The organism is Oryzibacillus soli, from assembly GCF_051594765.1.
GTDB lineage: Bacteria > Bacillota > Bacilli > Paenibacillales > NBRC-103111 > Paenibacillus_AR.
In genome coordinates this window covers 315,082-338,524 of sequence record NZ_JBPPGJ010000003.1, presented here as the reverse complement: position 1 = coordinate 338,524, position 23,443 = coordinate 315,082, and the positions used below count along the sequence as shown (strand labels likewise).

General features: G+C 53.0%; 24 protein-coding genes and 1 pseudogene. 18 read left to right on the top strand and 7 right to left on the bottom strand.

What is annotated here, in order from left to right; translation table 11 throughout:
* The first annotated feature begins 197 nt into the window (after positions 1-197).
* The 6 genes from ACSEXW_RS05780 (at position 198) to ACSEXW_RS05755 (ending at position 7,571) form a co-directional block, all read left to right on the top strand.
* On the top strand, positions 198-1,877 hold the full coding sequence (locus ACSEXW_RS05780; RefSeq protein WP_438445156.1) for a peptidoglycan DD-metalloendopeptidase family protein: 1,680 nt from the start codon (positions 198-200) through the stop codon (positions 1,875-1,877).
* A gap of 117 nt (positions 1,878-1,994) precedes the next feature.
* Entirely contained in the window at positions 1,995-2,705 is a 711-nt protein-coding gene (gene yycF, locus ACSEXW_RS05775) for a response regulator YycF (RefSeq protein WP_438445155.1), read from the top strand.
* Positions 2,706-2,745: 40 nt separating this feature from the next.
* Positions 2,746-4,599 (top strand): cell wall metabolism sensor histidine kinase WalK, encoded by a 1,854-nt coding sequence (walK, locus tag ACSEXW_RS05770; RefSeq protein WP_438445154.1) that lies wholly within the window; start codon positions 2,746-2,748, stop codon positions 4,597-4,599.
* On the top strand, positions 4,600-5,892 hold the full coding sequence (locus ACSEXW_RS05765) for a YycH family regulatory protein (RefSeq protein WP_438445153.1): 1,293 nt from the start codon (positions 4,600-4,602) through the stop codon (positions 5,890-5,892).
* Between the two features lie 33 nt (positions 5,893-5,925).
* A complete protein-coding gene (gene yycI / locus ACSEXW_RS05760) occupies positions 5,926-6,681 on the top strand; it encodes a two-component system regulatory protein YycI (RefSeq protein WP_438445152.1) in 756 nt (251 codons plus the stop codon).
* Between the two features lie 83 nt (positions 6,682-6,764).
* Positions 6,765-7,571: an MBL fold metallo-hydrolase gene (locus tag ACSEXW_RS05755; RefSeq protein ID WP_438445151.1), complete on the top strand. Its 807-nt coding sequence runs from the start codon at positions 6,765-6,767 to the stop codon at positions 7,569-7,571.
* On the opposite strand, the gene ACSEXW_RS05750 is transcribed toward ACSEXW_RS05755, so the two are convergent.
* Positions 7,540-7,767, bottom strand: a complete 228-nt coding sequence (locus ACSEXW_RS05750) for a hypothetical protein (RefSeq protein ID WP_438445150.1) — start codon at positions 7,765-7,767, stop codon at positions 7,540-7,542. The two genes, ACSEXW_RS05755 and ACSEXW_RS05750, sit on opposite strands and share 32 nt — an antisense overlap.
* A 165-nt stretch (positions 7,768-7,932) precedes the next feature.
* Here ACSEXW_RS05750 and ACSEXW_RS05745 point away from each other — a divergent pair, with 165 nt between their 5' ends.
* The 6 genes and pseudogenes from ACSEXW_RS05745 to ACSEXW_RS05720 form a co-directional block, all read left to right on the top strand.
* Positions 7,933-9,132 carry a S1C family serine protease gene (locus tag ACSEXW_RS05745; RefSeq protein ID WP_438445149.1) on the top strand — a complete coding sequence of 400 codons (1,200 nt, stop codon included), beginning with the start codon at positions 7,933-7,935 and terminating at the stop codon, positions 9,130-9,132.
* A gap of 47 nt (positions 9,133-9,179) precedes the next feature.
* Positions 9,180-9,353, top strand: coding sequence for a CxxH/CxxC protein (locus ACSEXW_RS05740; RefSeq protein WP_438445148.1), 174 nt, complete (start codon positions 9,180-9,182; stop codon positions 9,351-9,353).
* Between the two features lie 195 nt (positions 9,354-9,548).
* Positions 9,549-10,673 (top strand): acyltransferase, encoded by a 1,125-nt coding sequence (locus ACSEXW_RS05735; protein WP_438445147.1) that lies wholly within the window; start codon positions 9,549-9,551, stop codon positions 10,671-10,673.
* Between the two features lie 67 nt (positions 10,674-10,740).
* Positions 10,741-11,220, top strand: a complete 480-nt coding sequence (gene rlmH / locus ACSEXW_RS05730) for a 23S rRNA (pseudouridine(1915)-N(3))-methyltransferase RlmH (RefSeq protein ID WP_438445146.1) — start codon at positions 10,741-10,743, stop codon at positions 11,218-11,220.
* Positions 11,221-11,775: 555 nt separating this feature from the next.
* The gene (locus ACSEXW_RS05725; RefSeq protein WP_438445145.1) at positions 11,776-13,224 is read left to right on the top strand and encodes a DEAD/DEAH box helicase; all 1,449 of its coding nucleotides are present in this window, start codon (positions 11,776-11,778) and stop codon (positions 13,222-13,224) included.
* A 146-nt stretch (positions 13,225-13,370) separates the two neighbouring features.
* Positions 13,371-13,505: pseudogene (locus ACSEXW_RS05720) on the top strand (hypothetical protein); the annotation flags it as partial.
* 241 nt (positions 13,506-13,746) lie between these two features.
* On the opposite strand, the gene ACSEXW_RS05715 reads toward ACSEXW_RS05720, so the two are convergent.
* Positions 13,747-14,208, bottom strand: a complete 462-nt coding sequence (locus tag ACSEXW_RS05715; RefSeq protein ID WP_438445144.1) for a MarR family winged helix-turn-helix transcriptional regulator — start codon at positions 14,206-14,208, stop codon at positions 13,747-13,749.
* A gap of 144 nt (positions 14,209-14,352) precedes the next feature.
* Here ACSEXW_RS05715 and ACSEXW_RS05710 point away from each other — a divergent pair, with 144 nt between their 5' ends.
* Positions 14,353-15,282 (top strand): ATP-binding cassette domain-containing protein, encoded by a 930-nt coding sequence (locus ACSEXW_RS05710; RefSeq protein ID WP_438445143.1) that lies wholly within the window; start codon positions 14,353-14,355, stop codon positions 15,280-15,282.
* A 15-nt stretch (positions 15,283-15,297) separates the two neighbouring features.
* Positions 15,298-16,086, top strand: coding sequence for an ABC transporter permease (locus ACSEXW_RS05705; RefSeq protein WP_438445142.1), 789 nt, complete (start codon positions 15,298-15,300; stop codon positions 16,084-16,086).
* A gap of 261 nt (positions 16,087-16,347) precedes the next feature.
* Here the strand turns inward: ACSEXW_RS05705 and ACSEXW_RS05700 are convergent, their stop codons facing one another.
* Complete coding sequence (locus tag ACSEXW_RS05700) at positions 16,348-17,754, bottom strand: MDR family MFS transporter (RefSeq protein ID WP_438445141.1); 1,407 nt, start codon at positions 17,752-17,754, stop codon at positions 16,348-16,350.
* 61 nt (positions 17,755-17,815) lie between these two features.
* A complete protein-coding gene (locus ACSEXW_RS05695; protein ID WP_438445140.1) occupies positions 17,816-18,463 on the bottom strand; it encodes an NADPH-dependent F420 reductase in 648 nt (215 codons plus the stop codon).
* A gap of 106 nt (positions 18,464-18,569) precedes the next feature.
* On the opposite strand from ACSEXW_RS05695, the gene ACSEXW_RS05690 reads away from it, so the two are divergent.
* Positions 18,570-19,145: a TetR/AcrR family transcriptional regulator gene (locus ACSEXW_RS05690; protein ID WP_438445139.1), complete on the top strand. Its 576-nt coding sequence runs from the start codon at positions 18,570-18,572 to the stop codon at positions 19,143-19,145.
* A gap of 80 nt (positions 19,146-19,225) precedes the next feature.
* Here the strand turns inward: ACSEXW_RS05690 and ACSEXW_RS05685 are convergent, their stop codons facing one another.
* Entirely contained in the window at positions 19,226-20,113 is an 888-nt protein-coding gene (locus ACSEXW_RS05685) for an NAD(P)H-binding protein (protein WP_438445138.1), read from the bottom strand.
* A gap of 148 nt (positions 20,114-20,261) precedes the next feature.
* Here ACSEXW_RS05685 and ACSEXW_RS05680 point away from each other — a divergent pair, with 148 nt between their 5' ends.
* The 3 genes from ACSEXW_RS05680 (at position 20,262) to ACSEXW_RS05670 (ending at position 22,288) form a co-directional block, all read left to right on the top strand.
* Complete coding sequence (locus tag ACSEXW_RS05680) at positions 20,262-20,807, top strand: TetR/AcrR family transcriptional regulator (RefSeq protein WP_438445137.1); 546 nt, start codon at positions 20,262-20,264, stop codon at positions 20,805-20,807.
* Between the two features lie 182 nt (positions 20,808-20,989).
* Positions 20,990-21,412 (top strand): MarR family winged helix-turn-helix transcriptional regulator, encoded by a 423-nt coding sequence (locus tag ACSEXW_RS05675; RefSeq protein ID WP_438445136.1) that lies wholly within the window; start codon positions 20,990-20,992, stop codon positions 21,410-21,412.
* 57 nt (positions 21,413-21,469) lie between these two features.
* Positions 21,470-22,288 carry an alpha/beta hydrolase gene (locus ACSEXW_RS05670; RefSeq protein ID WP_438445135.1) on the top strand — a complete coding sequence of 273 codons (819 nt, stop codon included), beginning with the start codon at positions 21,470-21,472 and terminating at the stop codon, positions 22,286-22,288.
* Between the two features lie 68 nt (positions 22,289-22,356).
* Here ACSEXW_RS05670 and ACSEXW_RS05665 read toward each other — a convergent pair whose 3' ends face one another.
* Together ACSEXW_RS05665 and ACSEXW_RS05660 are read right to left on the bottom strand one after the other, a co-directional pair.
* Entirely contained in the window at positions 22,357-22,785 is a 429-nt protein-coding gene (locus tag ACSEXW_RS05665) for an SDR family NAD(P)-dependent oxidoreductase (protein ID WP_438445134.1), read from the bottom strand.
* Between the two features lie 203 nt (positions 22,786-22,988).
* Positions 22,989-23,360: a DUF1304 domain-containing protein gene (locus ACSEXW_RS05660; protein ID WP_438445133.1), complete on the bottom strand. Its 372-nt coding sequence runs from the start codon at positions 23,358-23,360 to the stop codon at positions 22,989-22,991.
* Positions 23,361-23,443 lie beyond the last annotated feature (83 nt).

Here is a 23,443-nt window from a genome sequence, read left to right as displayed (position 1 = left end):
CATGCGTGTGTGACAAATGTGGTTGAAACGCCAACCTAAACTATGGTAAATTGATAAAGATAATCGATTGATTCATGGTTAATGTTGTCACATTTTCGCTGATTTATTCGTAGTTTCGTAAGAAAGGCTGGAAGCTGCCCCATAGTACGGCAGATATGACCGGTTTTTCGTCAAAAAAGGCTGAAGAGGAGTCAATCATGACAGGTTTCAAGATGAAAGATTGGTTCTTAAAGAAGCTGGACCGGGTGAAGACCTGGAGAAAGCCCGCCAAGATCCGATCACTACGCTTGACTGGCGCGATGCAATCGTTCGTAGGCACTTTGCGAAATCAAGATCAGCTCCGTTCTTGGTGGAGTCGGGTGCGGGAACGCTCATCCGCCCTGTACCTTCGTATGAAAGAATCAACCGCACGGTGGGCCAAAGCCGCCAACGTTATCGCAAGAAGCCGGCTGTCGAAGCTGTACCGCTACCGGGTTCACATATTGGGAGCCATGGGGTTGGCCGCCGTCGTCTATACCGGAAGCTTGGGATACCAGAATTACGTGGAAGCTCATACCTATGATATCTATCATGTCTATGTGAAGGACCAACTCGTCGGAACCGTGAGCAACCCGCAAGTCATTGACGAGTTCAAAATCGCCAAATACAAGGAACTACAGGAAAAAAATCCAAAAGTCCATATGGTCCTGAACACCGATGAGATTGTGTTGAAGGGTGAAAGGGCTTACAAAGGCGAGAGCGACGACCAAGCGGCCGTCTCCAAGCTGGAGACCCTGTTGACCGCTCATGCGGTTGGGGTGGAGCTCGTCGTGGACGGCAAAGTCATTGGCGTCATGAAGGACAAGGACACGGTGGACCAGATGCTGGCCCAGCTCAAGTCCAAGTTCGGCGGCGAGAAGGTGGCGGCCAAGCAGCAGGAAGAGAAAGGCAAGGTCAGCATCCTGTCGGCGGAGAAGAGCTTAAGCCCCGGAGAATCCGAGGTGCAGAAGGTAGACTTCGTCCAGCAGGTGGAGGTCAAGGATAAGGACATCGAGCCGGATCAGCTGATGAGTCCGGAGGATGTCTTGAAGAAGCTGGAGACCGGCGACGTACAGCCGACCAAGTATACGGTGGAGAAGGGAGACTGCGTCTCCTGCATCGCCAAGAAATTCAACATCTCGCGGCAGGTCATCTACGAGAACAACCCCTGGATTGTGGACGACGCCATCAAGGCCGGCCAAGTGCTGGACCTGACCGTCCTCCAGCCGACACTCTCCGTCCGTACGGTGGAGAAGGTCGTCGAGCGCCAGGAGATCCAATATGAGACCGAATACGAGAAGGACGATACCCTTCGGGCCGGCGTGATCCAGACGATCAGTCCTGGGAAGAACGGCTTGAAGAACGTCACCTTCCTCGTCACCAAGGTCAACGGCAAGTGGATGGAAGAAGAGATGCTGAACGAGGAAGTCATCGAGCAGCCGGTGAAGGCCAAGGCCCGCAAGGGCACCAAGGTCATTCTCGGCGAAGGAACGGGCAAGTTCGCATGGCCGGTCATCGGCTCCAGCGTATCCAGCGGCTTCGGCTACCGGTGGGGCAAGCTCCACAAGGGCGTCGATCTGACGGGGAACAAGTCCATTCTGGCTTCGGACAACGGCAAGGTTGAGTATGTAGGTTACAAGTCCGACTACGGCAATCATATCATCGTCAATCATCTGAACGGCTACAAGACCCTCTACGGGCACCTGAGCTCCTCCAGCGTCAAGGTGGGCCAGATCGTGGAGAAGGGCGAGAAGATCGGCATCATGGGCAGCACCGGCGATTCTACGGGCGTGCATCTGCACTTCGAGGTCATCAAGAACGGCGACGTGGAGAACCCGCTGAAATATCTGAACCGCTAGACCGCCATCGGTTATAAGAACAGACACGGCAGGAACCATTTGGGTTTTCGGCCGTGTCTTTTTTTTGGTAGAATAGGGGGTAAGATTCAAGGACGGACCAACCGGGAGGACAAGCGGATGCATGCAAAAATATTGGTGGTCGACGACGAGCAGCCCATCGCGGATATCTTGAAGTTCAACCTCGAGAAGGAAGGCTACACGGTATCCTGCGCCTACGACGGGGGCAAGGCGGTGGAGCTGGCGCTGTCGGAGGACCATGACTTGATCCTGCTGGACCTGATGCTTCCGGTCAAGGACGGCATGGACGTCTGCCGGGAGGTACGGGCACGGAAGAACACGCCCATCATCATGCTGACGGCCAAGGACTCTGAGGTGGACAAGGTGCTGGGCCTGGAGATGGGCGCCGACGATTACGTGACGAAGCCCTTCAGCACGAGAGAGCTGCTGGCTCGGGTGAAGGCGCATCTGCGCAGGCAGGTGACCGCTCCGACCCAGCCGCAGGAGCCACCCAGTCCCCAGGGCTTGCGGGTGCACAAGCTCTTGATCGACCCGGAGATGTTCGTGGTCTACAAGGACGGGGAGGGGCTGGACCTGACCCACCGGGAGTTCGAGCTGGTCTATTACATGGCCCGCAACTGCGGCAAGGTCATGACGCGGGAGCATCTGCTGCAGGCCGTGTGGGGCTACGATTATTATGGGGATGTCCGGACCGTGGACGTCACCATCCGCCGGCTTCGGGAGAAGCTGGAGGATGACCCGAGCAAGCCGGAGTACATTACGACCCGGCGCGGGCTGGGCTATGTGATGCGCAACCCGGCGATCCGGTGAGGCTGCAGAACGGACGGAAGGCAGACGGGAAGGAGGAGGCGTGGTGAAGGGCATCCAGTTTTTTAAGACGATCCAGCTGAAGCTGATCATCATCTACCTCCTGATGATTCTGTTCGCCATGCAGTTGATCGGGATCTACTTCATCAATGCGCTGGAGAGCTCGTTCACCAATACCTTCTCCGTCACGATGGAGCGGGAGACCGAGCTGCTCGCCAAGTTCGTCAGCGAGAACTTCCTGAACGTGGATCCGGAGGCCAAGCCCGAGGAAGTGAAGAAGGCCCGGGAGGACCTGGACAACTTCGTGAAGGACTGGTTCAAGGTCAACAATTCCAACGTCCAGATTCTGGATGCCAACGGGATCGTCCTGAGCATGTCCCAGCCGGTGCCGGGCATCATCGGGCAGAAGAATACGCAGCAAGTGGTCAGCCGTGCTCTCCAGAACATCAAGGACAAGGAGACGGAGCGCATCATTACGGACGTGGACGGCCTTCGGAAGAAGGTGCTGGCCCGCCCCGTGGTGGTGAACGGCAAGCCCATCGGAGCGGTCTACTCCGTGAAGTCCATGGAAGAAATCTACGCCAACATCTCCCGGATCAACCGGATCTTCCTGACGGGTACCATCATCGCCCTGGCAATGACGGGTGTGCTGGGGGTTATCCTGTCCAGTACGATCACCTCGCCGATCAAGGAGATGACGAAGCAGGTCACCTCCGTGGCGGAAGGGCGGTTCGACCGCCGGGTCAAGGTATACGGGCAGGACGAGATCGGGCAGCTGAGCAATGCCTTCAACAATATGACGGCCCGGCTGAAGGAAGCGCTGGCCATCAACGAGGAAGAGAAGGAGAAGCTGACCTCCATCCTGACCAACATGAACGACGGCGTGATCGCCACCAACGAGTGGGGGCGGGTCATCGTCATCAACCGCCGGGCCAAGATGATGCTCAGCATCGAGGAGGAGGTCGCCATCGGCATGGACCTCTTCGCCGTGCTGGGCATTGAGCGGGACCCGACCCTGCTGGATGCGCACGAGGGGGTTCGGGAGAGGATCATCTCCATTCCCGACCCGGAGGAAGAGGATGACATGCAGGTCCGGATGTCCGTCACTTCGATCCACCGCCGGGAGAAGGGTATCTCCGGCAGCATCGTTGTGCTCCAGGACGTCACGGAGCAGGAGAAGCTGGAGCGTTCCCGGCGGGAATTCGTCGCCAACGTGTCCCACGAGCTCCGCACGCCGTTGACGACCATCAAGAGCTACCTGGAGGCGCTGGAGGACGGCGCCCTGGAGGATCCGCAGCTGGCGCAGCGGTTCGTCGGCGTCACCCGCAACGAATCGGAGCGGATGATCCGGCTGGTGACGGACCTGCTGCATCTCTCCCGTCTGGACTCCAAGCAGGCGGAGCTGAAGAAGGCGCAGACGGACATCGCCGAGATGCTGGAGGAGGTAGCCGACCGGTTCTCCTTCCAGCTCCGGCAGCGCAACATCGACATCCGGCTCCGGGTGGAGGCGTCGGTAGGCTCCGTGCGGCTGGACCGGGACCAGATCGATCAGGTGCTGGACAACCTGGTGTCCAACTCCATCAAGTACACGGGCGACGGGGGCCGGATCACTCTGGGGGCCAGACGCGCCACAGAGAGCCCGTTCGTGGACATCTTCGTGGAGGACAACGGAATCGGGATACCGAAGAAGGATCTGAACCGGATCTTCGAACGATTTTACCGGGTGGATAAAGCCCGTTCACGCAATATGGGAGGCACCGGACTGGGCCTATCGATTGCCCGGGAAATTGTCCGGGCCCACGGTGGAGCCATCAGCCTGGAGTCGGAATTCAATGTGGGCACCAAGGTGACGTTTTCGCTGCCGGCGGACGCGGGAGAGAGCGGGGTGCAGGAATAAATGGAGAAGGCGAAGAGCTTCATACTGACCGTATTGGTGTTGGTAAGCCTGGTCCAGAGCTATATGCTCGGCTACAGCTCGCCCCGCCCCGAGCCTATATCGACAGGGGAGTATGTGGAGACGGAGCAGCTGTCGGGCTCTCAGGCGGAGCTGAAGGACGTGGTGTTCCCCGACCAGATCATCCTGCATTACGGCAAAAAAACGCACACGGTCCTCTATCCCATGCCGTTCCTGAACCACTACCGCAACATCTTCGACTTCCTGCGGCAGCGTACCTTCGACGGCTTGCGCAAGACCAACGTCTTCGCCGCGAACATCGATTGGGACGATATCCGGGATAATTACCAAGGCATCGAGGTCCGGTTCCAGGAAGGGATTCCCTTCAACGTGCTGCAGAGTCTTATGACCATCTCCAAGGAGGAGGCGTCGTCGGAGAACGAACTGATCACGCGGATCTGGATCTACAAGGGCACCAAGGATGACGTCAAAGCCTTCTTTATCTCGGATACGAATGTCATGGTGTACGAGGCGGTGAAGGCGGATGTGACGGTGAAGGACTTGGACGTCCGGCTGAAGCTGGGGGAATCTCTGACGAAGTACCATACGGTGGATGGAGACTATTACCTGCCCGATGAGCCGGTGCCGGCCATCCAGATTACGATGCCGTATACCCTGTACACCGCGGACCAGCTGAAGCGCAGCCTGTTCGTGGATCCGAGCCAGATCCGGTCTCTGCCGGACCGGGACGGCAACCAGATCTTCACAGACAGTATTCGGGGGCTGCAGATCCGCACCAACCAGCGCTGGATGATCTTCTCAGACCCGGTCACGGCGCCGGTGGACAGCAAGAACGAGATCAAGGTGAACCTGCTCTCCACCATCCAGTTCATCAACCAGCACGGGGGCTGGAACAGCACATTCCTCTACTCCAATGTGGCGCCACGCCAAGTATTCGGGCCCCAGACCATCGTCTTCCGGCAGTATCTGGAGGGCTACCCGGTGGTCAACGTGAAGAATGACAATATCGGCTACATGAAGGTCGTCGTTCAAAAAGGCATCGTCTCCAACTTCGAGCGTTCGCTCATCATCCCGGATCCGAAGGGAACGGCCAAGCAGCAGACGGTGCTGGAGGGCGGAGCGAGCCTGGATGCCAAGCTGCAGCAGTACAGCAAGAAGGCGCTGGTCACCCGGGTGTTCCCCGGCCTGAAGCCGGTGGTGAAGGAGAAGACGGTGGAGTACATGCCCAAGTGGATTGCGGAGCTTCGGGACGGAAGCCTCGAAGTGATCGAATAAGGGAGCCCAGCCGGGCGGAACGGAGGCGGTAGGATGAACTGGGGACGAGCCAAGACGATACTCATAATGGCCTTTCTGTTCTTGAACGTGCTGCTGGGCTACCAGCTGTGGGCCGACCGGTTCAGCCCGACGGCGTCGGAGCGGGATTCGGCCACCCTGATCGAGGACACGGAGAAGCTGCTGGATACGAAGAGCATCCGGGTCATCTCTGCGATCCCGAAGGATACGCCGAAGCTGTCCACGATCAACGTGCGGTACCCCGAGGCATATCGGGAGCCCAAGGAGATGGAGCTGGCGAAGCCCATCCGCTTCATCAGCCTGATGAGCCGGACGACGCTACGGGAGATCCAATCCAAGTCGCTGATCAGCCACTTCGATCAGTACAGGCTGGATTCGCCCGTCAGCAAGGACGGTGTCTATGTATTCCATCAGCTGTACCGGGAGCTGCCGATGTTTGACGTGGTGCTGCAGCTTTTTGCCGAGAACGGTGAAATAACGGGTTACAAACAGACCTATGTTGAAGTAAAATCAGGAGGGGGTCCCAATGACCCTTCCGGCCAAAAAATCATCTCCGCTTACACAGCCATCCGGACCCTGGCGGAGAGCTATCTCTCTGAAGGCGCCGTGATTACGGATATTAAGCTCGGGTATCACGGGCAATTGTTCGATTCGGAGGATCAGACCTTGGTGCCGAACTGGAGAATCACCTTGTCCGATGGGGAGCCGTACTACGTGCACGCGTTCACGGGAGCCGTAGAGGCCATCCAGTCTTACGGACGAGGGCGTTAAGAGTAACCATCAAGAGAACATGCAAGCTGACCGGGGGTCAGGTTTTGGGATAGAGAGTTGCAAGAGAGGGAGCAGGAAGAGCTATGTCATTGCGCTTTACGGTGTTGTCCAGCGGGTCCACGGGGAATGCCATTCTGGTCGCCAACGAGGAGTCGAAGGTGCTGATCGATGCAGGGCTGTCCGCCAAGAAGATCGAGCAGCTGCTGGCGGAGCGGGAGGTGGCGGCGTCCGAGCTGGACGCGGTCTTCGTCACTCATGAGCATGCCGATCATATCAAGGGCTTGGGCGCTTTTGCCCGGAAGCATGCCCTGCCGGTATATGCCAACGCCGCCACCTGGGAGGCGCTGGACCGGATGATCGGAGAGATCGCCTCCGACAAGCGCTGTGTCCTGGAGACGGGAGCGTCGCTGGAGATCCGGTCGATGTGCGTGGAATCGTACGCCATCTCCCACGATGCGGCGGAGCCCGTAGGCTACTGCTTCTATGACGGCGACGAAAAGCTGGGGCTGGCAACGGACCTGGGGTACATGAGCGCCAAGGTGAAGGAGCAGCTGAAGGATTGCGACGTGCTGATACTGGAGTCGAATCACGATATCGAGCTGCTCCGGATGGGGCGGTATCCGTGGAACATCAAGCGCCGCATTCTAAGCGATATCGGACACTTGTCCAACGAGGCGGCCGGCGAAGGGCTCTACGAGATTCTCTCCAGCCGGCTGCGGCGCGTCTATCTGGCCCACTTGAGCCGGGACCACAACATGCTGGATCTGGCCCGCATGTCCGTCAGCAGCGTGCTGGAGCAGTACGGCGTCCGCTGCGGGGACAACGGCCCCACCCTGATGGACACGTACCACGATCGGCCTACCAAGTGGGATTGGCTCCGCGAGGCGTAGGCGCCAGATTCACGAGAACGTCGAGGGCGGCGGCCTTGGAGCGGATCTCCTGCTCGGTCAGGAGCCCTTTCTCTGTCAGGAGCTCCATGATCGCCGTCAGGGCAAGCGTGGTGCGGTAATGCTCTTCCTTCAGATCAGCGAGCTTGCCGACCAAGTCCACGTAGTCCATGGGATGCGGTTGGGTGTAACGGCGCATTAAGGGAAACACTCCTTTTGTAATTCGGGATCGGGATTCTATGAATCTAGGGGCTCTATCAGAGCCGGACATTATCTATTCTAGTCCATAAGCGTCCGAATCATTCCTGATCTGATCCACTTATCTATAGCGTCACCGGAACATACGAACCGAGGGGGGATTCCCATGAGCTTGTTTCAGGATGATTTCTACTCCACCAAAGTATCACGTTGGAAGCAGCGGGGTTCCTACGGTTCCTCTCCACGGGACCCGAACCGTCTGTTCTGGCTGATCGCCGGCTCCGTCGGGGGCGGGATGGTGCTGATGCTGCTCGTGGTCCTGCTCATCAGCGGGGGCTCCTTCGGGAGGGGCGGCTCGCAAGGCGGCAGCCTCGGGGGTGTCCGAAGCGCCGAAGGCGAGAATCGGGTGGTCGAGGTAGCGGCCAAGGTCCGGCCGACGGTGGTTAGCGTAGTCTCCTCGTACAAGGAGTCGGAGAAGAGTCCGACCTCCGGGTACGGCTTGGGCTCCGGGGTCATCTTCGAGAAGACGGGCGGCAAGGCACGGATCGTCACCAACAATCACGTGGTGGAAGGCGCCTCATCCTACGAGGTGGTGCTCTCGAACGGCTCCCGCAAGAAGGCGGTCGTGCTGGGCCGGGATCAGCGTACGGACCTGGCGGTCATGGAGGTGGATGCCTCCGGGATCGATCAGACGGCGGTGTTCGGGGATTCGGACCAGATCAAGACGGGCCAGACGGCCATCTCCATCGGCAACCCCCTCGGGATTAACTTCGCCCAGACGGTGACGCAGGGGATTATCAGCTCGCCGAAGGTTACGATGCCGGTCTCGTTGGGCAATAATGGAAGTGTGGACTGGGAGATGGATGTGATCCAGACGGATGCGGCCATCAACCAGGGCAACAGCGGCGGAGCGCTCGTCAATATGGAGGGCAAGGTCATCGGCATCAACAGCATGAAGGTGTCGGAGATGGGGGTGGAAGGCCTCGGATTCGCCATCCCGATTAACGAAGCCAAGCCGATCATCGAGACCTTGATCCGGGATAAACGCATCATCCGCCCGTATGTGGGCGTGATTACGCAGGACCTGCAGGACTTCGACGGCAGCACGGCGGACGTGCTGAAGCTGCCTAGCGAAGTGAAGGTTGGGGCTGTGGTTATCAACGCCGTAGGTCCGGCCAAGAATGCGGGGCTGAAGATGAACGACGTGATCGTGGAGCTGGATGCCCAGCCGATCGACGGGTCTCTCGCGCTGCGCAAGTTCCTCTATAAGGAGAAGAAGGTAGGGGACAAGGTGAAGGTCACCTATTACCGCGGCGGCAAAAAATCCTCCGTCACCTTGATTCTCGAGGAGCTGAAGGACGAGTAACCAATACATGGACCGGTGCCGGTCCGGAAAACAACAGGTGGGACAACATGTTTGTCGTATGCAAAGAGCATTTGGAGCTGGCCATCGACCGGTTCGTGGACGAATACGAGGATGCGCCGGATGTGGTCGACGTCGAGAAGACGCCGTTCAAGAACTGGAATCCGCCTCCGACCTGCGAGGAGAAGGGCTGCACCTGCCAGGCGCAGTTCCTGGTCGTCTAAGACCGCCGGTCGTGAGACGGTGTAGGCTTTCCGGCTACGAGGCCGAAAGGAACAAAGAAGCGGGAAAGCCTGAAGCTTGCAGCTGCAGCTCCGCCGCGGAGGCCGCCTGGCGGTGTCCGGGGTGAAGCGGGAGCGGGTAAGGCTTCAGGCTTTTTTGGTTGATTCTATGGGGATGGGAAGTGCAGGATGGGAACGATGACAACGAAGAAGCCGAAGCTGCTGGAGATCGATCTGCTGCGGACGATGAGCATACTGGCCGTGGTGCTGATCCACTCGACGGCGGATGCCACCGCCAAGGCGGGACAGTCTTTACTGGCGCTGCAGGAGGGATCCTTCACGCAGGTGTTTTTTGTGGCGTTGAACCGGGTGGGACTGTTTGCCGTGCCGATGTTCTTGCTGGTGAGCAGTCTGGTGCTGTTCTATCAGTATTATGACAAGTGGAGCGGGGCCGTCTGCCTGCAGTTCTACCGCAAGCGGATCACCGGGATTCTGATCCCGTATCTGTTGTTCTCGTTCTTCTACTACGTCTACAACCAGTACATCTCCGGGGATCCGATCCGGATCGATATGGGGAAGTTCCTGAAGCTGATTCAATGGGCGGATACGGGGTACCATCTGTACTTCATGATCATCATTCTGCAGTTCTATCTGGTGTTCCCGCTCTTGATGACCTTGGTGAAGGTGTCCTCGTTCCTCCGCCGGTATCTGATCCCGATCGGGATCGCCGTGCAGGGGATCTTCTATACGCTGGGGCATTGGTACATCACCATCGACCACAAGCCGTCATTGGCGGTGACATATACGGCTTACTTCTTCTTCGGGGCTTACGTGGGGATTCATTACCCCAAGGTGTCCGCGTGGCTGGGTCGGAATACGAAGTGGGTGGTGCCGGTGAGTCTGGTCTTCCTGGCTTCGGTGCCCGCGCTCTATCTGAATGACCGCTACGGCCATGTCTTCTTCGAGAATACGTGGTTCGAGGTGGCTACGCTGGGGAATGTGTTCTTCCTGAGTCTGTTCCTGCTCCGGTGGGGACAGGCGCTCTCCGCGCGGACAAGCCCCTTCTATGCCCGGGTCCAAAAGGTGAGCCGCCATTCCTTCGGCGTCTACCTGCTGCATCCGGCATTCCTGACGCTGTACAAGTACTCCATGAAGCCCATGGGCGGCCCGAAGAATTACATCCTGTTCACCGGGCTGGCCTTCTTCTTCAGCCTGTTGGCGTCGCTATATCTGTCTGTGCTGTATCAGGCGGTGTGGAGTGCCGTTCGCTCCTTGTTCCGGGGCAGCAGGACGCCGGTTGAAGGCAAGAAGCTGTCGGCCTAATCCTCCGCCGGAGGGGGCCGATGATGATAGGATAGACGATAAGGAGAAGACAAGGGAGCGGCAATCGATGCATATCCAGATCGTAGCGGTCGGTAAGCTGAAGGAGAAGTACCTGTTGGACGGCATTGCCGAATATGTGAAGCGGCTGGGGCCTTATGCGAAGGTGCAGCTGAACGAAGTCCCGGATGAGAAGGCTCCCGAGACCATGAGCGCGGCGGAGGAGGAGCAGGTGAAGGCCAAGGAGGGCGAGCGGATCCTGGCCCAGCTGAAGCCGGACGCTTACGTCATCGCGCTGGCGCTGGACGGGGCCATGTGGACGTCCGAGGAGCTGGCGTCCCAGCTGGACCGCCTCGGCACGTACGGCCGCTCCAGCGTGGCCTTCGTCATCGGCGGCTCCAATGGCCTGGCCCCGTCCGTGCTCAAGCGCGCCGACGCCAAGCTCTGCTTCGGGCGCATGACCTTCCCGCATCAGCTCATGCGGCTGATCCTGGTGGAGCAGGTGTACCGGGCGTTTAAGATCAACCGGGGGGAACCGTATCATAAGTAGGGGCATGTTTTTGTGAAAACGCGCAGCAGTCCGTTTCGCCTTGCTGTCTGTACCAAGTTTGAAAGTGGTCGAACAGTTCGTTTGTCCAAACCCTGTCGCTTTCATTTCCTTCTCGACGAAGTCGGCAACGAATGAAATGACCGGGTTTTGCTCTGACTTGTAGCTGTTGATCGCTTGTTCGATTGCCTTGGACTCGGAGAAGATGTAGTCTCGCTCTCTCAAGCGGCGAAGCCCTTCAATCGCAAAGTTGAAGATGCCCGGCAGTTCTTCCAAAAGCTTCTCCAGCAGCATTTTGTGGCCTCCACTCCCTTGAACACCCGACGAAACGGAACGATGACCAAACGGCGGAAAAATCCGTGAGAGCTGTCCAACCAACCGTGATGCTCTTGATCTGCTGCGTGTTCATTAGCTGGGATGATGATCATTAGAGTAAGCTAGATTATCGATCGGAATTATCGTATCATGAGGAGTCATCTTCCTGATTCTAAATGATTGCAAACAAACGCAGTGCAGGGGTGGACGACATAACCTAGGATATTACGAAGGAGTTCTTATATGAGTGAACGAGGCTTTACGAGCTATAAATTAAGTGACCCCATAATCCGGGCGTTGGAGAGCTTGGGCTACGAGCAACCGACAGAGGTTCAAAGTAAAGTCATCCCTCACGCGCTGGAGAATAGGGATATGGCGGTCAAATCCCATACGGGTAGCGGCAAGACGGCTGCTTACGGGATTCCGGTCTGTGAAATGGTGGACTGGGAAGAGAACCGGCCTCAGGCCTTGATCTTAACCCCGACCCGGGAGCTGGCGGACCAAGTCAAGCAGGATATCATGAATATTGGGAAGTACAAGCGGATCAAGGCAATCGCGATTTATGGGAAGCAGCCTTTCGAGAGGCAGAAAGATCAGTTGACGTATAAAAATCATGTTGTCGTCGGTACGCCGGGACGGGTGATGGACCACATCGAGAAGCAAACGATCGACTTGGAGCAAGTGAAGATCCTGGTTATTGATGAAGCGGATGAGATGCTCAGCATGGGCTTTATTGAGCAGGTGGAGAAGATTATTCGGGAGCTGCCCAAGCACCGGATGACCCTGCTGTTCTCTGCAACCTTGCCCAAGGATGTAGAAAGCTTATGCCACCGGTATATGAAGCAGCCAATGGATATTGAGATCGAGACCGCGGGAAGAACGAAGAGTCAAATTGAACATGCCTTGTATACCGTGAAGGACGAGCATAAGCTCAAGCTGCTCCGGGATGTAACGACGGTTGAGAACCCGGACAGCTGCATCATCTTCTGCCGTACGCAAGTCCGGGTAGAGGTGGTGTTCAAGGAGTTGAACAAGCATGGGTACAGCTGTGACGGCATCCACGGCGGGATGGAGCAGGACAACCGGAACGAGGTGATGAATGCCTTCAAGAGGGGCGAGTTCCGTTATCTGATCGCAACGGATGTAGCCGCGAGGGGCATTGACATCGATAATATCACTCATGTCTTCAATTATGATCTTCCGTTAGAGAATGAGAGCTATGTGCATCGAACCGGCCGAACCGGCCGCGCGGGGAAGACGGGGAAGGCAATCTCCTTCGCCACTCCGAATGAGGAGAAGTTTGTTATCAGTATTGAGGGCTATATAGGGCATGAAATTCCAAGGAAGAGTGCTCCTTCGAAGGAAGAGGCGGAGCAGGCCCAGTATGCTTTCGAGAAGAAGATGAAGGCTCGGCCCACTCCCAAGACCGATAAGAACAGCGTCATGGGTAATGAGATTATGAAGCTGTATTTTAACGGGGGCAAGAAGAAGAAGATCAGGGCCGTTGACTTTGTGGGAACGATTGCGAAGATCGAAGGTGTAACGGCAGATGACATTGGCATCATCACCATAGAGGACAATGCTTCGTACGTCGATATTCTGAACGGCAAAGGCCGGCTGGTGCTTAACACCATGCGGGAGACCACAGTTAAGGGTAAATTACTGAAGGTACAGCCGGCGAACAAGAGATAGAATGCTAGCTGCATACCATTGGCGCAGTAAACCTTCGCCGTTGGCCGAGCTGTAAACATACCGATTGGGGAGAATGCCGTAATGTTGTGCAGGAAATGCACGGCATTCTTTTTTTTATCTGCGATAGTATTTAACTCCAAGGGAGGGTTACAGAAGTAAACGTCCATGATTTATATCTTATGGAGTTGATGAAGAAGCATCGAGCTGTTTGGGAGAAGAGCTTCGGAAAAAAACTAATTGATTTACACCGGAAATTCTCCATCCTGCAAAACTGGCCCTAAAACTTGCCGTTACAGATAACGCGGAGAACCGTATCATAAGTAGGGCGAATTTGCTCGCTGCAATACGTTGGAATGTCCCAAAAAAATGAATAGCAAGCGAAAAGTGAGGCAAACCGTAAAGGGAGCCGTTCCCAAATCATCGAATTTGGGACGGCTCCCTTTGATTTTTGCAACCGACCTTCTCCGGAAATTCAGGCGTGAAGCTGGTAACCCGCCCCTTCGGCATCTAGATATAACGCCCCTATTGCTTGTTTCGAGATTTGGCGACTTCGGGTTCAATTTCGGCTACAAGTTTTTCGAGTATTCGATTAAATTGTTGTTTTTCATCCATCGTTAGAACATTTAAAAATACAGGCTGAAAGTCTCCGGCTTGATTTAAAACGACTTTGCCGGCTTTAGTTAGCGTAATCATCATCACGCGTTGATCCTCTTCAGATTTATACCGCTCGATGAATCCCTTTTTTTCTAGCTTTTTAATCATTTCAGAAGCAGATTGCGGGCGCATATCCAATTGATTGACTAATTCCTTTTGGGAAATACTTGGTGTCTGATGAAGGATGCTCAATATTTTCCCTTGCCCTCGATTTAGAGAGGTAAACACGCTGCTGCCTTTAAGTATGTTTTCTTTTAAGAACGCCGTAAGTAAATCATTATATTTCATGAAGTTAGTCGTTATATCGACGTTTAATTGTTTTTCATCCACAATAATTTCCCCTTATTTGTTCTCCGTACCTCTCTATTTTATCAGGTCACCGAAGTAATTCAAATTATGTGGTTGACATTTTAGTAAGGGTACCTTATTTTATTAGTAAGGTATCCTTATTAAATGCGCAAAGGAGAAAACAGAATGACAGAGCTAGCCGTTTCAACTAAAGAGCTCGTTAAAGAATTTCCTAACAAGCGAGCAGTCGATGGTATTTCTTTGGATATTAAGAAAGGAGAGATTTTCGGTATTCTGGGTCCGAATGGTGCAGGAAAGACAACTTTCTTGCGAATGCTTGCAACGATTACTAAAGTGTCAAAAGGCAAAGCCATGATTTTTGGCAAAGACGTCACCAAAGACGCTCGAAAGGTTCGAAGCTTGATTGGCTTGACGGGCCAATATGCAACCGTTGATGAGGAATTGACCGCGATGGAAAACTTGAAGCTCTTTGGGCAATTGAATGGTTTATCAGCGAGTCAATCCAAAGCGAGGGCTCTTGAACTTCTCAATCAGTTTTCATTAACCGAGGCAAAGGATCGACCGATTCGTGAATTTTCGGGCGGGATGCGTAGACGATTGGATTTATCGGTGAGTTTAATCGTGAAGCCCCCACTCATTTTTCTTGATGAACCGACAACGGGCTTAGATCCACGCACACGAGGAGAGATGTGGGAAGTGATCCGCAACTTGGCAAGCGACGGGGCAACGATCTTGCTGACAACTCAGTATTTGGAGGAAGCGGATCAACTAGCAGATCGACTAGCGATAATTAATCATGGAAGAATCATTTCTCAGGGAACGCCGAATGAATTGAAGTCTTTGTTAAGCGATACCCATTTTGAAATTACTCTGGAGCATATGAGGGATGCCGAAAGAGCCAAAGGACTAATCAAGGCGGAAATCGCTCAGGAGGCCATGATTTCACCCGAAGGAACCAAATTGACCGTTAAGCTGGCAGACACGAAAGTGATGACCAGATTACTAGTAGATTTAACTCAGCATGATATAGAAATCAAAGAGTTTTCAGTTAGAAAACCAACGCTTGATGAGGTGTTTTTGGAACTAACTAAATAATTAGGGGAGATAAACATGGAATCTGTGATAAGCAAACAAAACAACTTAAAGAGCGCTCTGTATGATATTGTTGTAATGGCAAAAAGAAATATCCTGAAAATCAAACATAATCCCGATAAATTGATCGATGTAACCGTAATCCCTATTTTCTTCATGATCGTCTTTTCATATCTATTCGGAGGTGCGATTGCTGGAGGTGTACAAGGATACTTGCCAATCATCGTGCCGGGAATTCTCATTCAAACACTGGTCATGTCGTCAGCGGCAACGGGCACGCAGTTACGGGAGGATTTGGATACTGGCGTTTTTGATCGGTTTAAATCATTACCCATTGTCCGGATTGCTCCACTGGCTGGTTTAGTGACATCAGATATTTTACGATATGTCGCGGCGGCTTTTTTCTCGATCGGTACGGGCTACATTCTTGGATGGCGTCCGGAAGCCGGGTTTGGGTGGTTGATCGTCGCTTCGCTTTTGGCCATATTCGGCGCATGCGCCATCAGTTGGGTGTTTGCATTGATTGGTCTGGTATCCAAATCCGCAGCAACGATCTCTAGTATTTCGACAATGGTCACCATGATGATGTCGTTCCTATCCAACGCCTTCGTGCCTATTGATACGTTGCCCCATTTTTTGCGGAGCGTAGCTGAACATAATCCTATTACTTATTTGGTCACGGCTTTTAAAGATTTAGCCAATCATGGAGAGTTCACTTCAAGCGCATCAATGACCATCTTTATCGGCATACTCCTTGTTCTGATTGTCGCTCCAATTACAGTTAAAATATATAATGGGAAAATTTAGTTAACGTAAAGAAAGACAGGGGCGACCGCCCTGTCTTTTCTTCATAGATGCGGGAGATTAAGGATGGCCTTAAAACTTTCATTACCGATAGCTAGGAGAACCGAAATCCAATGGCTTATTTTTCGCCGTTAGAGTGATACGGAGAACCGTACCGGGAAGGTCCTCTCTTTTTGTATTCACATAACCCGCAAGCGATCAATGTCGGCCACCCATCCCATGTGGTTAGGGCGGACTTCTGTGCGAAGAACGGCCGGTCCTTGATTAATCCGGGCTTCTCTTTTTTTCTTTAGAAATCAAATCACCATTCCTATTTCGTAAACTATAATCGTTTTTTATGAATATTACGATCGTTGCGCCGAGAAGGGCAGTAATTGAAGTTGTTGCAAAAGTTATACGAAACGCTGGCAGCCAGTCTTGAACGAGAGGGGGAGGTCTACTCACAGGCGACCCCATATATCCAGTCAATAAGGTTGTCAGCCCGGCGATGGTTAAAGACACAATGACCTGTTGGGAGGCGCCGGCTAGCGAGGATACTCGGCTGACCAGCTCCCGTGGGGCCATTAGCATGAGATGTGTACTCAGTGGCATCATGCATAGACCCGAGCTCGCGCCAAGCAAGACGATCGGCAGAACGATCCAAAGCGTACTGCTATTCGGTTCGAGGCGAGCCAGCAAAAATCCGTCAATCCCCAGGCCGCACATTCCGGCTATCGCTAATCTCCGAACTCCGAATCTGTCGAACCATTTGCCCGACCATTGTAAGACAATACCCGACGATACCGCATACGGTAGCATGAGCAGTCCGGACTCGAATGCGCCGCTACCTCTTACGTTCTGCAGCCATTGCGGCAACAAATAAAGGCTTCCGAAAACAGCGATTTGCCCCGCTGCCAGTATAAAGCTGCCTTTGGCAAAACCACGGGAACGGTAGACGCGAAGTTCCAACAACGGTTCCGGTTGCCGTAATTCAGCGACGATCAATAGAATGAGACTGATGAATCCCGTCAAAAAACTGCCGATTGTCTGTGTGGAATGCCAACTACTGGTGCCTGCGCTAAGCCCGTAACAAAGCCCAACAACTGCAACGGGGGCGAGGAATAATCCATAAGGGTCCAATCTTGCTGTGGGCCCGCTGGTAATCCGCGGAAGATAGCGAATACCGTGAAGGAGGCCGATGAGACAGAGCGGAACGTTGATCAGGAACACCCAGTGCCAGGATAAATGGTCGGCAAGGTAACCGGCTAGAATTGGACCGAAAGCGGGGGCTAGCAGAACCGGAATGCTGATCATCGCCATGACCTTGCCGGTCTGCCCTGAGGGGCTCAGACGATAGATCATCGCAAGCCCTACTGGCGTCACCAGACCTCCGCTAATGCCCTGAACGGAGCGGAACAAGATCAGTTGTTCCATCGTGGAAGACAGCGCGCAAAGAGCAGAAGCCGCCCCAAACCAAGCAATCGCCATGAGCAGGACCGGCTTGGCGCCGAACCGGTCGGAGAGCCAGCCCGCAATGGGTATGAGGGACGCCATAGCGAGCGAGTATCCGGTAATCGTCCATTGCGCTGCAGGGTATGTGCTATGAAGTGATGTAATTATATTTGGCAAAATCACATTCAAAACCGTCTGATCCAAATAGACGATAAACATCCCGACAATGATCGCGGCCATCGGCACGGCGAGATGGCGGACCGATGAGGAGGGTGAGTCCTTCCTGTTAGTCATGTCTGTTTTAGTGAATGATTTTCAGATTAAAGTTCGCATGACCGAGGGCGCCATATATTCTGGAGGTAAGCAGGAGAAGGCCCTCTGTTGCGCGTGCAGATGAGATGTCGCCTAGATCCAGAATGTTCTTCCAACCGAACCATTTGCGCAGGTACTCTGAGACCTGTTTTTTTGCGTCTACATCATTACCCCCGATAAACATATCGTGCTGGCCCTCTGCAAGCTGGTACGGATGGATCATAAGGGCAGACGTTACGGTATTAAGCGTTTTGACGACTTTCGTATCTGGGAAGGCGCGTTGGATCTGTTCTCCGAGCGAGTCGTTGTGGGGGACTGACAATCCCAGCTCGCCATTCGCGAATACGAGTGGAAGCGCAACATCGATAAGAATTTTGCCGGCAAGCGCTACCCGACCTACCGACTGCAAGGCTTCGAGCGATACGGCGCCAGGCGTAACGTTGAAGATAATCTCGCCATGTTCGGCTGCTTCCCGGTAGGTGCCAACGCTCGCCCTTTCATTAGCCCCGAACGATTCTTGCCAGATCCTCAACTTACTCAAGTCCCTCGCGCCAAGCTTCACATCATACCCCTGTTGAACCAATACGCGCCCCAACGATTGCCCGACGTTGCCCGAACCGATGAATCCGATCTTCATTTCTTCTCCTCCTTTTAGAGTATACATACAAGTCTGTATACCGCTGGTTTTAATTGACAGTATACATACCGATCTGTATACTGTCAAGTATAGAGGTGATTTTAAAATGAGTGTTATGAATGACCGGAAATCAGCCACTAGGGAGCAATTGCTGTTGACCGGGAGTCAGTTGTTTTTCACTAACGGCTTCCATGCAATCGGTGTCGACCGCATCGCTGCCGAAGCTGGTGTTACGAAGATGACCTTATACAAACACTTTCCGTCCAAGGATCATTTAATTGTTGCCATTCTGGAACGTTCCAGCGAGATGTATTGGGAATGGTTTGATAAGACGGTAGGTAAGGCCGAATCGCGGGAGCAGATTCTTGCATTGTTTAAAGCGATTGCAGGCCAACATTCGAAGTCGCCGCAATCGAGCTTCTGTCTGTATCAAGCGGTCGCCGTGGAGTATCCGTTCCCCGACCATATGGTGAATCAGGAAGTAAGCCGACACAAGCAATCTGTCATCCGTCGTTTGGAAGACATATGCAGGCAAGCGAATTTGCGATCCCCCGAAGGACTGTCGCGACAGCTCTTCGTCTTGATGGAAGGATTCTGTATGATCGCGCGGTTGGTCGGCCCCGATGCCCCGCCGGCTGACATCGAACAGGCTGCTAGGATATTAATCGAATCGCATAGCTAATGAATCGTGGAAGGGCACCTATTCGGGTGCTCTGTTAGTTTTTGTGGAGGTAATAAGAACGGTTTGTAATCCAAAATGGTTTAAACTGATTTTTTATATACATCCGCAAAAACCTTTGCAAAGTCTCCAATCTTGACTTTGCCGAGGTAGTAGTCGGTGGCACGGAGGCTGGCGTAGAATTCGTCGGCGTTTTCACCCGCGCGGTACAATTGGGCGAAGCCGTTGGCGGTGTTTTCATGGAAGCCGATTTTCTTCATATTTTCAGCGAGAGCTTCGACGGGGATTTTTTGGAACTTGGCTTCGATATCATTTTCAGCAAGAGCATTTAGCCAGTCGTTGCATGTGGCCCAATCGCTTACTACGAATTTCGTGCTTTTTCCCGCTGGGGTGTGAGAAATCAGAGCGTAAGCGACGTCCGCGATATCAACGGGGCTGACCCACCCTTGCGGGATGTCGGCTGAAATGGGACTGAAGAGGATTCGCTGGGCTTTAAGGCTTTGCATGTCGGCAAAAAGATTACTGTAAAAGCCGACAGGGCGGATATGAACAACGTTCACGCCTTCGAGCGAGTTGAGCGCGTCTTCTGCAAAATGATAGCTGTAAAGGATGCCGGCGTTGGGGTTGTCAGCGCCCACTGAGCTGAGGTTGATGACGTTTTTCACGCCTGAGTTTAGAACGGCGGTCTTGTAATTTTCAGAAAGCTCGATGGCGGTCTGCCACATATCCGTGCCAGTGGCAAAATGGATGCCAGAAATCATGAGGTAAACGACGTCGCTGCCTGTGAAAGCCTTGGTGAGGAAGTCGACATCACGATTTGAGCCGACAGCAGCCTTGGCGCCGAGAGCTTCGATGTCGGAGACCCGATCTTTGGAGCTTGTGATGACGGTGACATCGTGACCGTCTGCGATGAGGCGTGGAAGGTAGTTACGATTGATATTGCCGAGTGAGCCGAGAACGGTGATTTTCATTGTGTTCTCTCCTTCTTTTTGATAAAGTTATGTCAGTGACTGACATTTGAGATCATTATGCGCTTGCTGGATACTGTTGTCAAGATAAAATGTCAGTTACTGACCTTTTCGTAAAAATGTAAAAAATTATAAAAATAGGAATGGTAAAATGAATAGTAAAGAGAAACTGCAGGCGGCGGCCACGAAATTATTTATGGAAAAAGGCTATGAAAATACGACGGTGCAAGAGATTGCAAGCCTTGTAGGTGTGACGGAGAGAACCTTTTTCCGGCAATTCAAGGACAAATCTGACGTGCTTTTTGACACGAGAAATGAGATGGGGCATCGAGTCGCGGCTTTTATCACGGACCATATCGACGTCGAGCAAAATCCGCTGAAGCTTGCCGTTGATGGCTTTGCCTCGGTTTTTAGTTTTTTTGATGGCGAGCGGGAGAGGGTGCTGGCGCGGAATCAAATTATTCAAAGCAACCCTGATTTGCAGGAGCGTGAGCTGCTGAAAAGCCAGGCGCTAATGGGGTCTGTCACAAACGCATTGTCTGTCAAATTTGATCGCGAGCTGTCAGAGCTTGCCGCACGATTTGCGGTTGAAATTTTTTACATGGCTTTTATCAAATGGATTGAAAGTGCCGAGAAAGGCTTTGTGGAGCAGGTGCTCGCAGTTTATGAGGTGTATGAAAAACTCTGTAAGCACTGACAGAGTTTAGATAAGAGAGACAAAAAAGAGCCGTCCCGGAAGGATGGCTCTAAAACTTGCCGTTATAGACAGCGCGGCGATCCGTATCACAAGTAACGGCAAGTTCCTTAGAAGACAGAGTGTGCTATTGATTGCTACATCCATTCATTGACAATAGTTTGATGCAAAACTATAATACGAATATGGAGATCAGAGACGCTGTTTCACTTATTGCTAAGATCAGAGAGAAGGCCAACAGGTTTATAATTGCCGAGATGGCGAAGCATAGCATGGATGGTATTGCAACCTCGCATGGGGATATCATCTATGCACTATTGGGGAAGACCAGGCTGACCATGGCGGAGATCGCCAGGAAGATCGGCAAGGATAAATCCACGGTTACGGCGCTTGTCGACAAATTAGTCCGGCTCGGGTATGTAACCAAGGAAAGGCACACGGATGATTCAAGAGTTGTCTTCGTTTCCTTAACGCAGAAGGGACTGGAATTGAGACCTGTATTTGAATCCATATCGAACGACATGTTGAACGCGTTTTACTCAGGAATCACAGACCAAGAGAAAGAAGAACTACTGAGAATTTTATTGAAAATCTATCGCAACTTTTAATTTTTTTTGGTTAGAAGGTTTGATGTCAAACTATAATGCCTACAGGAGGAATGAAAGATGAAGGATTACACGAAATGGTTGCCCCCTCATACAGAGAAGTACGTTGGAGAACACGATTTATTCTTAGAAGTATATGGTGACGATAACTTCTCGAGTGCAGCGGCTAGAACGCCGCTGTTGTTTGTACACGGTGCCTACACAGGAAGTTGGATGTGGAGCAAATACATCCCCCACTTTGTGAATGAAGGATGGAAATGCTATGTCATGAACATGAGAAGTCACTACAGAAGCAGGATGTTGGATATGACAACGATTTCTTTCGAGGATTACTTGGAGGACATTCGGGAGGTAATCGTTGAATGCGGCGTTCCGCCGATCCTGATCGGATTCAGCATGGGCGGAATCCTGTGTCAGAAGCTGGCCGAAACCGTCTCCCTGGCAGGTCTGGTTGTGATTGATTCCAGCATAAGCAAGGAAGTGCATGAAGCAGTACCGTACGAAAATATTGTCCTGTTCACATCGGGGCCTATCATTCCCGCCCCAGTAAGAGAAGAACACACAAGCTTAGACGAATCGGCGGAAGACATCGCATTTCAAAAAAAGTATCTAGCCATGGAGTCGGCGAAGGCATTCAATGCGTTTTTGGCATTTGAGGATGGAGAGGGAATCTCCATAAATGGCAGCTTGGTCACTTGCCCAAGCTTGGTTGTCAAAGCTGTTAATGACGATGATGATGACCGTCGAGGCAGGTTGACAGCGGAACAGCTCCATGCGGAATATGCTGGACTTAGGCACACCACCCACACCGGCCTGCTTGTCGGACAACGATATAAGGAAGTTGTAGATCGAATGCTGGAATGGTTGAGAAGGTTTTGAAAGGAACCTCTTCGAAAAAGTCGAAGAGGTTCCTTGCTGGTTATCTGCTCCAGTCCAATTGCAATGGCTTATTGCATAGGACTGCCTTGCGCTGCATTCGAGACAGACTCCCAGGCTTCCCAGGTGGCGAGACGGTCAGCATAGGTGCCGCGTGCCATAGGCAAGATTTCCGAGCCGAGCGCAAATCGTAGTGGGGGTTCCGCTGCGTCCACGATCTTGAGAACGGCTTCTGCAGTCGCTTGAGCGTTGCCGCATTTTTCGTTTGATAGACGTGTGAATACCTGCTTCCGTACAGCGGTATAGACGTCCATTTCCGGTACTCGCTTACCTGAAGCGCCAAACTCGGTCACATAAGCACCGGGTTCGGCATTGTTGAGGACAACGTCCAGCTTGCCGAAATGGGCATGAGCCTGCTGAACGACCTGGCGTACCTGCTCAGCATCCGTTAAGTCGAGCGCCATGGGAAGAACGAGGTCTCCAAAACGTTCCTTCAACACAATAAATTCATAATCGGATACTTCATGAAATCGTTTATCGGCATTGCTCTTATGGGGATTTCGTGTATACCAAATAAAAGTGAGAATCGGATAACTCCCCTTTAGAAGGTATATGGCTGGAAAAGTTGCGCCCCATGCTAAAACGGTCCTTTGTATGTAAAAACGGCCATCCGTACGGCCCTCTTTCCTTGAGAAGCTTGATGTTAAAGAAAGCGCGATACGAGCACGGCGACCATTGCAGTTAATGCCGGCAGCCCTTGGACGAGCAGAATCGACCGTTTCGCCGTCACGCCTCCGTAGACGGCGGCTACGAGGACGCAGCCTAGGAAGAACAATTGCAGCTGGTACCCCATTGCGGCATCGGGATGAATGAGCCCCCAGAACAGCCCCGCCGCCAAGAAGCCGTTATACAGACCCTGGTTAGCGGCAAGCGCCTTAGTCGCTTCCGCGAATTTCATTTCGGTTCCGAAAGCCTTCCTCGCTCTCGGAGTTGTCCACATGAACATTTCCAAAATCAAGATATATACATGCTCGATGGCAACAAGTGCCGTTAAAAGGTCACGAACGATCATCATTTCACTATCCTCATTTCTCTCGATTAAAATGCAATGCTATTTATTTGGCTGAGAAAATTATATATGATGACACCCATTTGTCA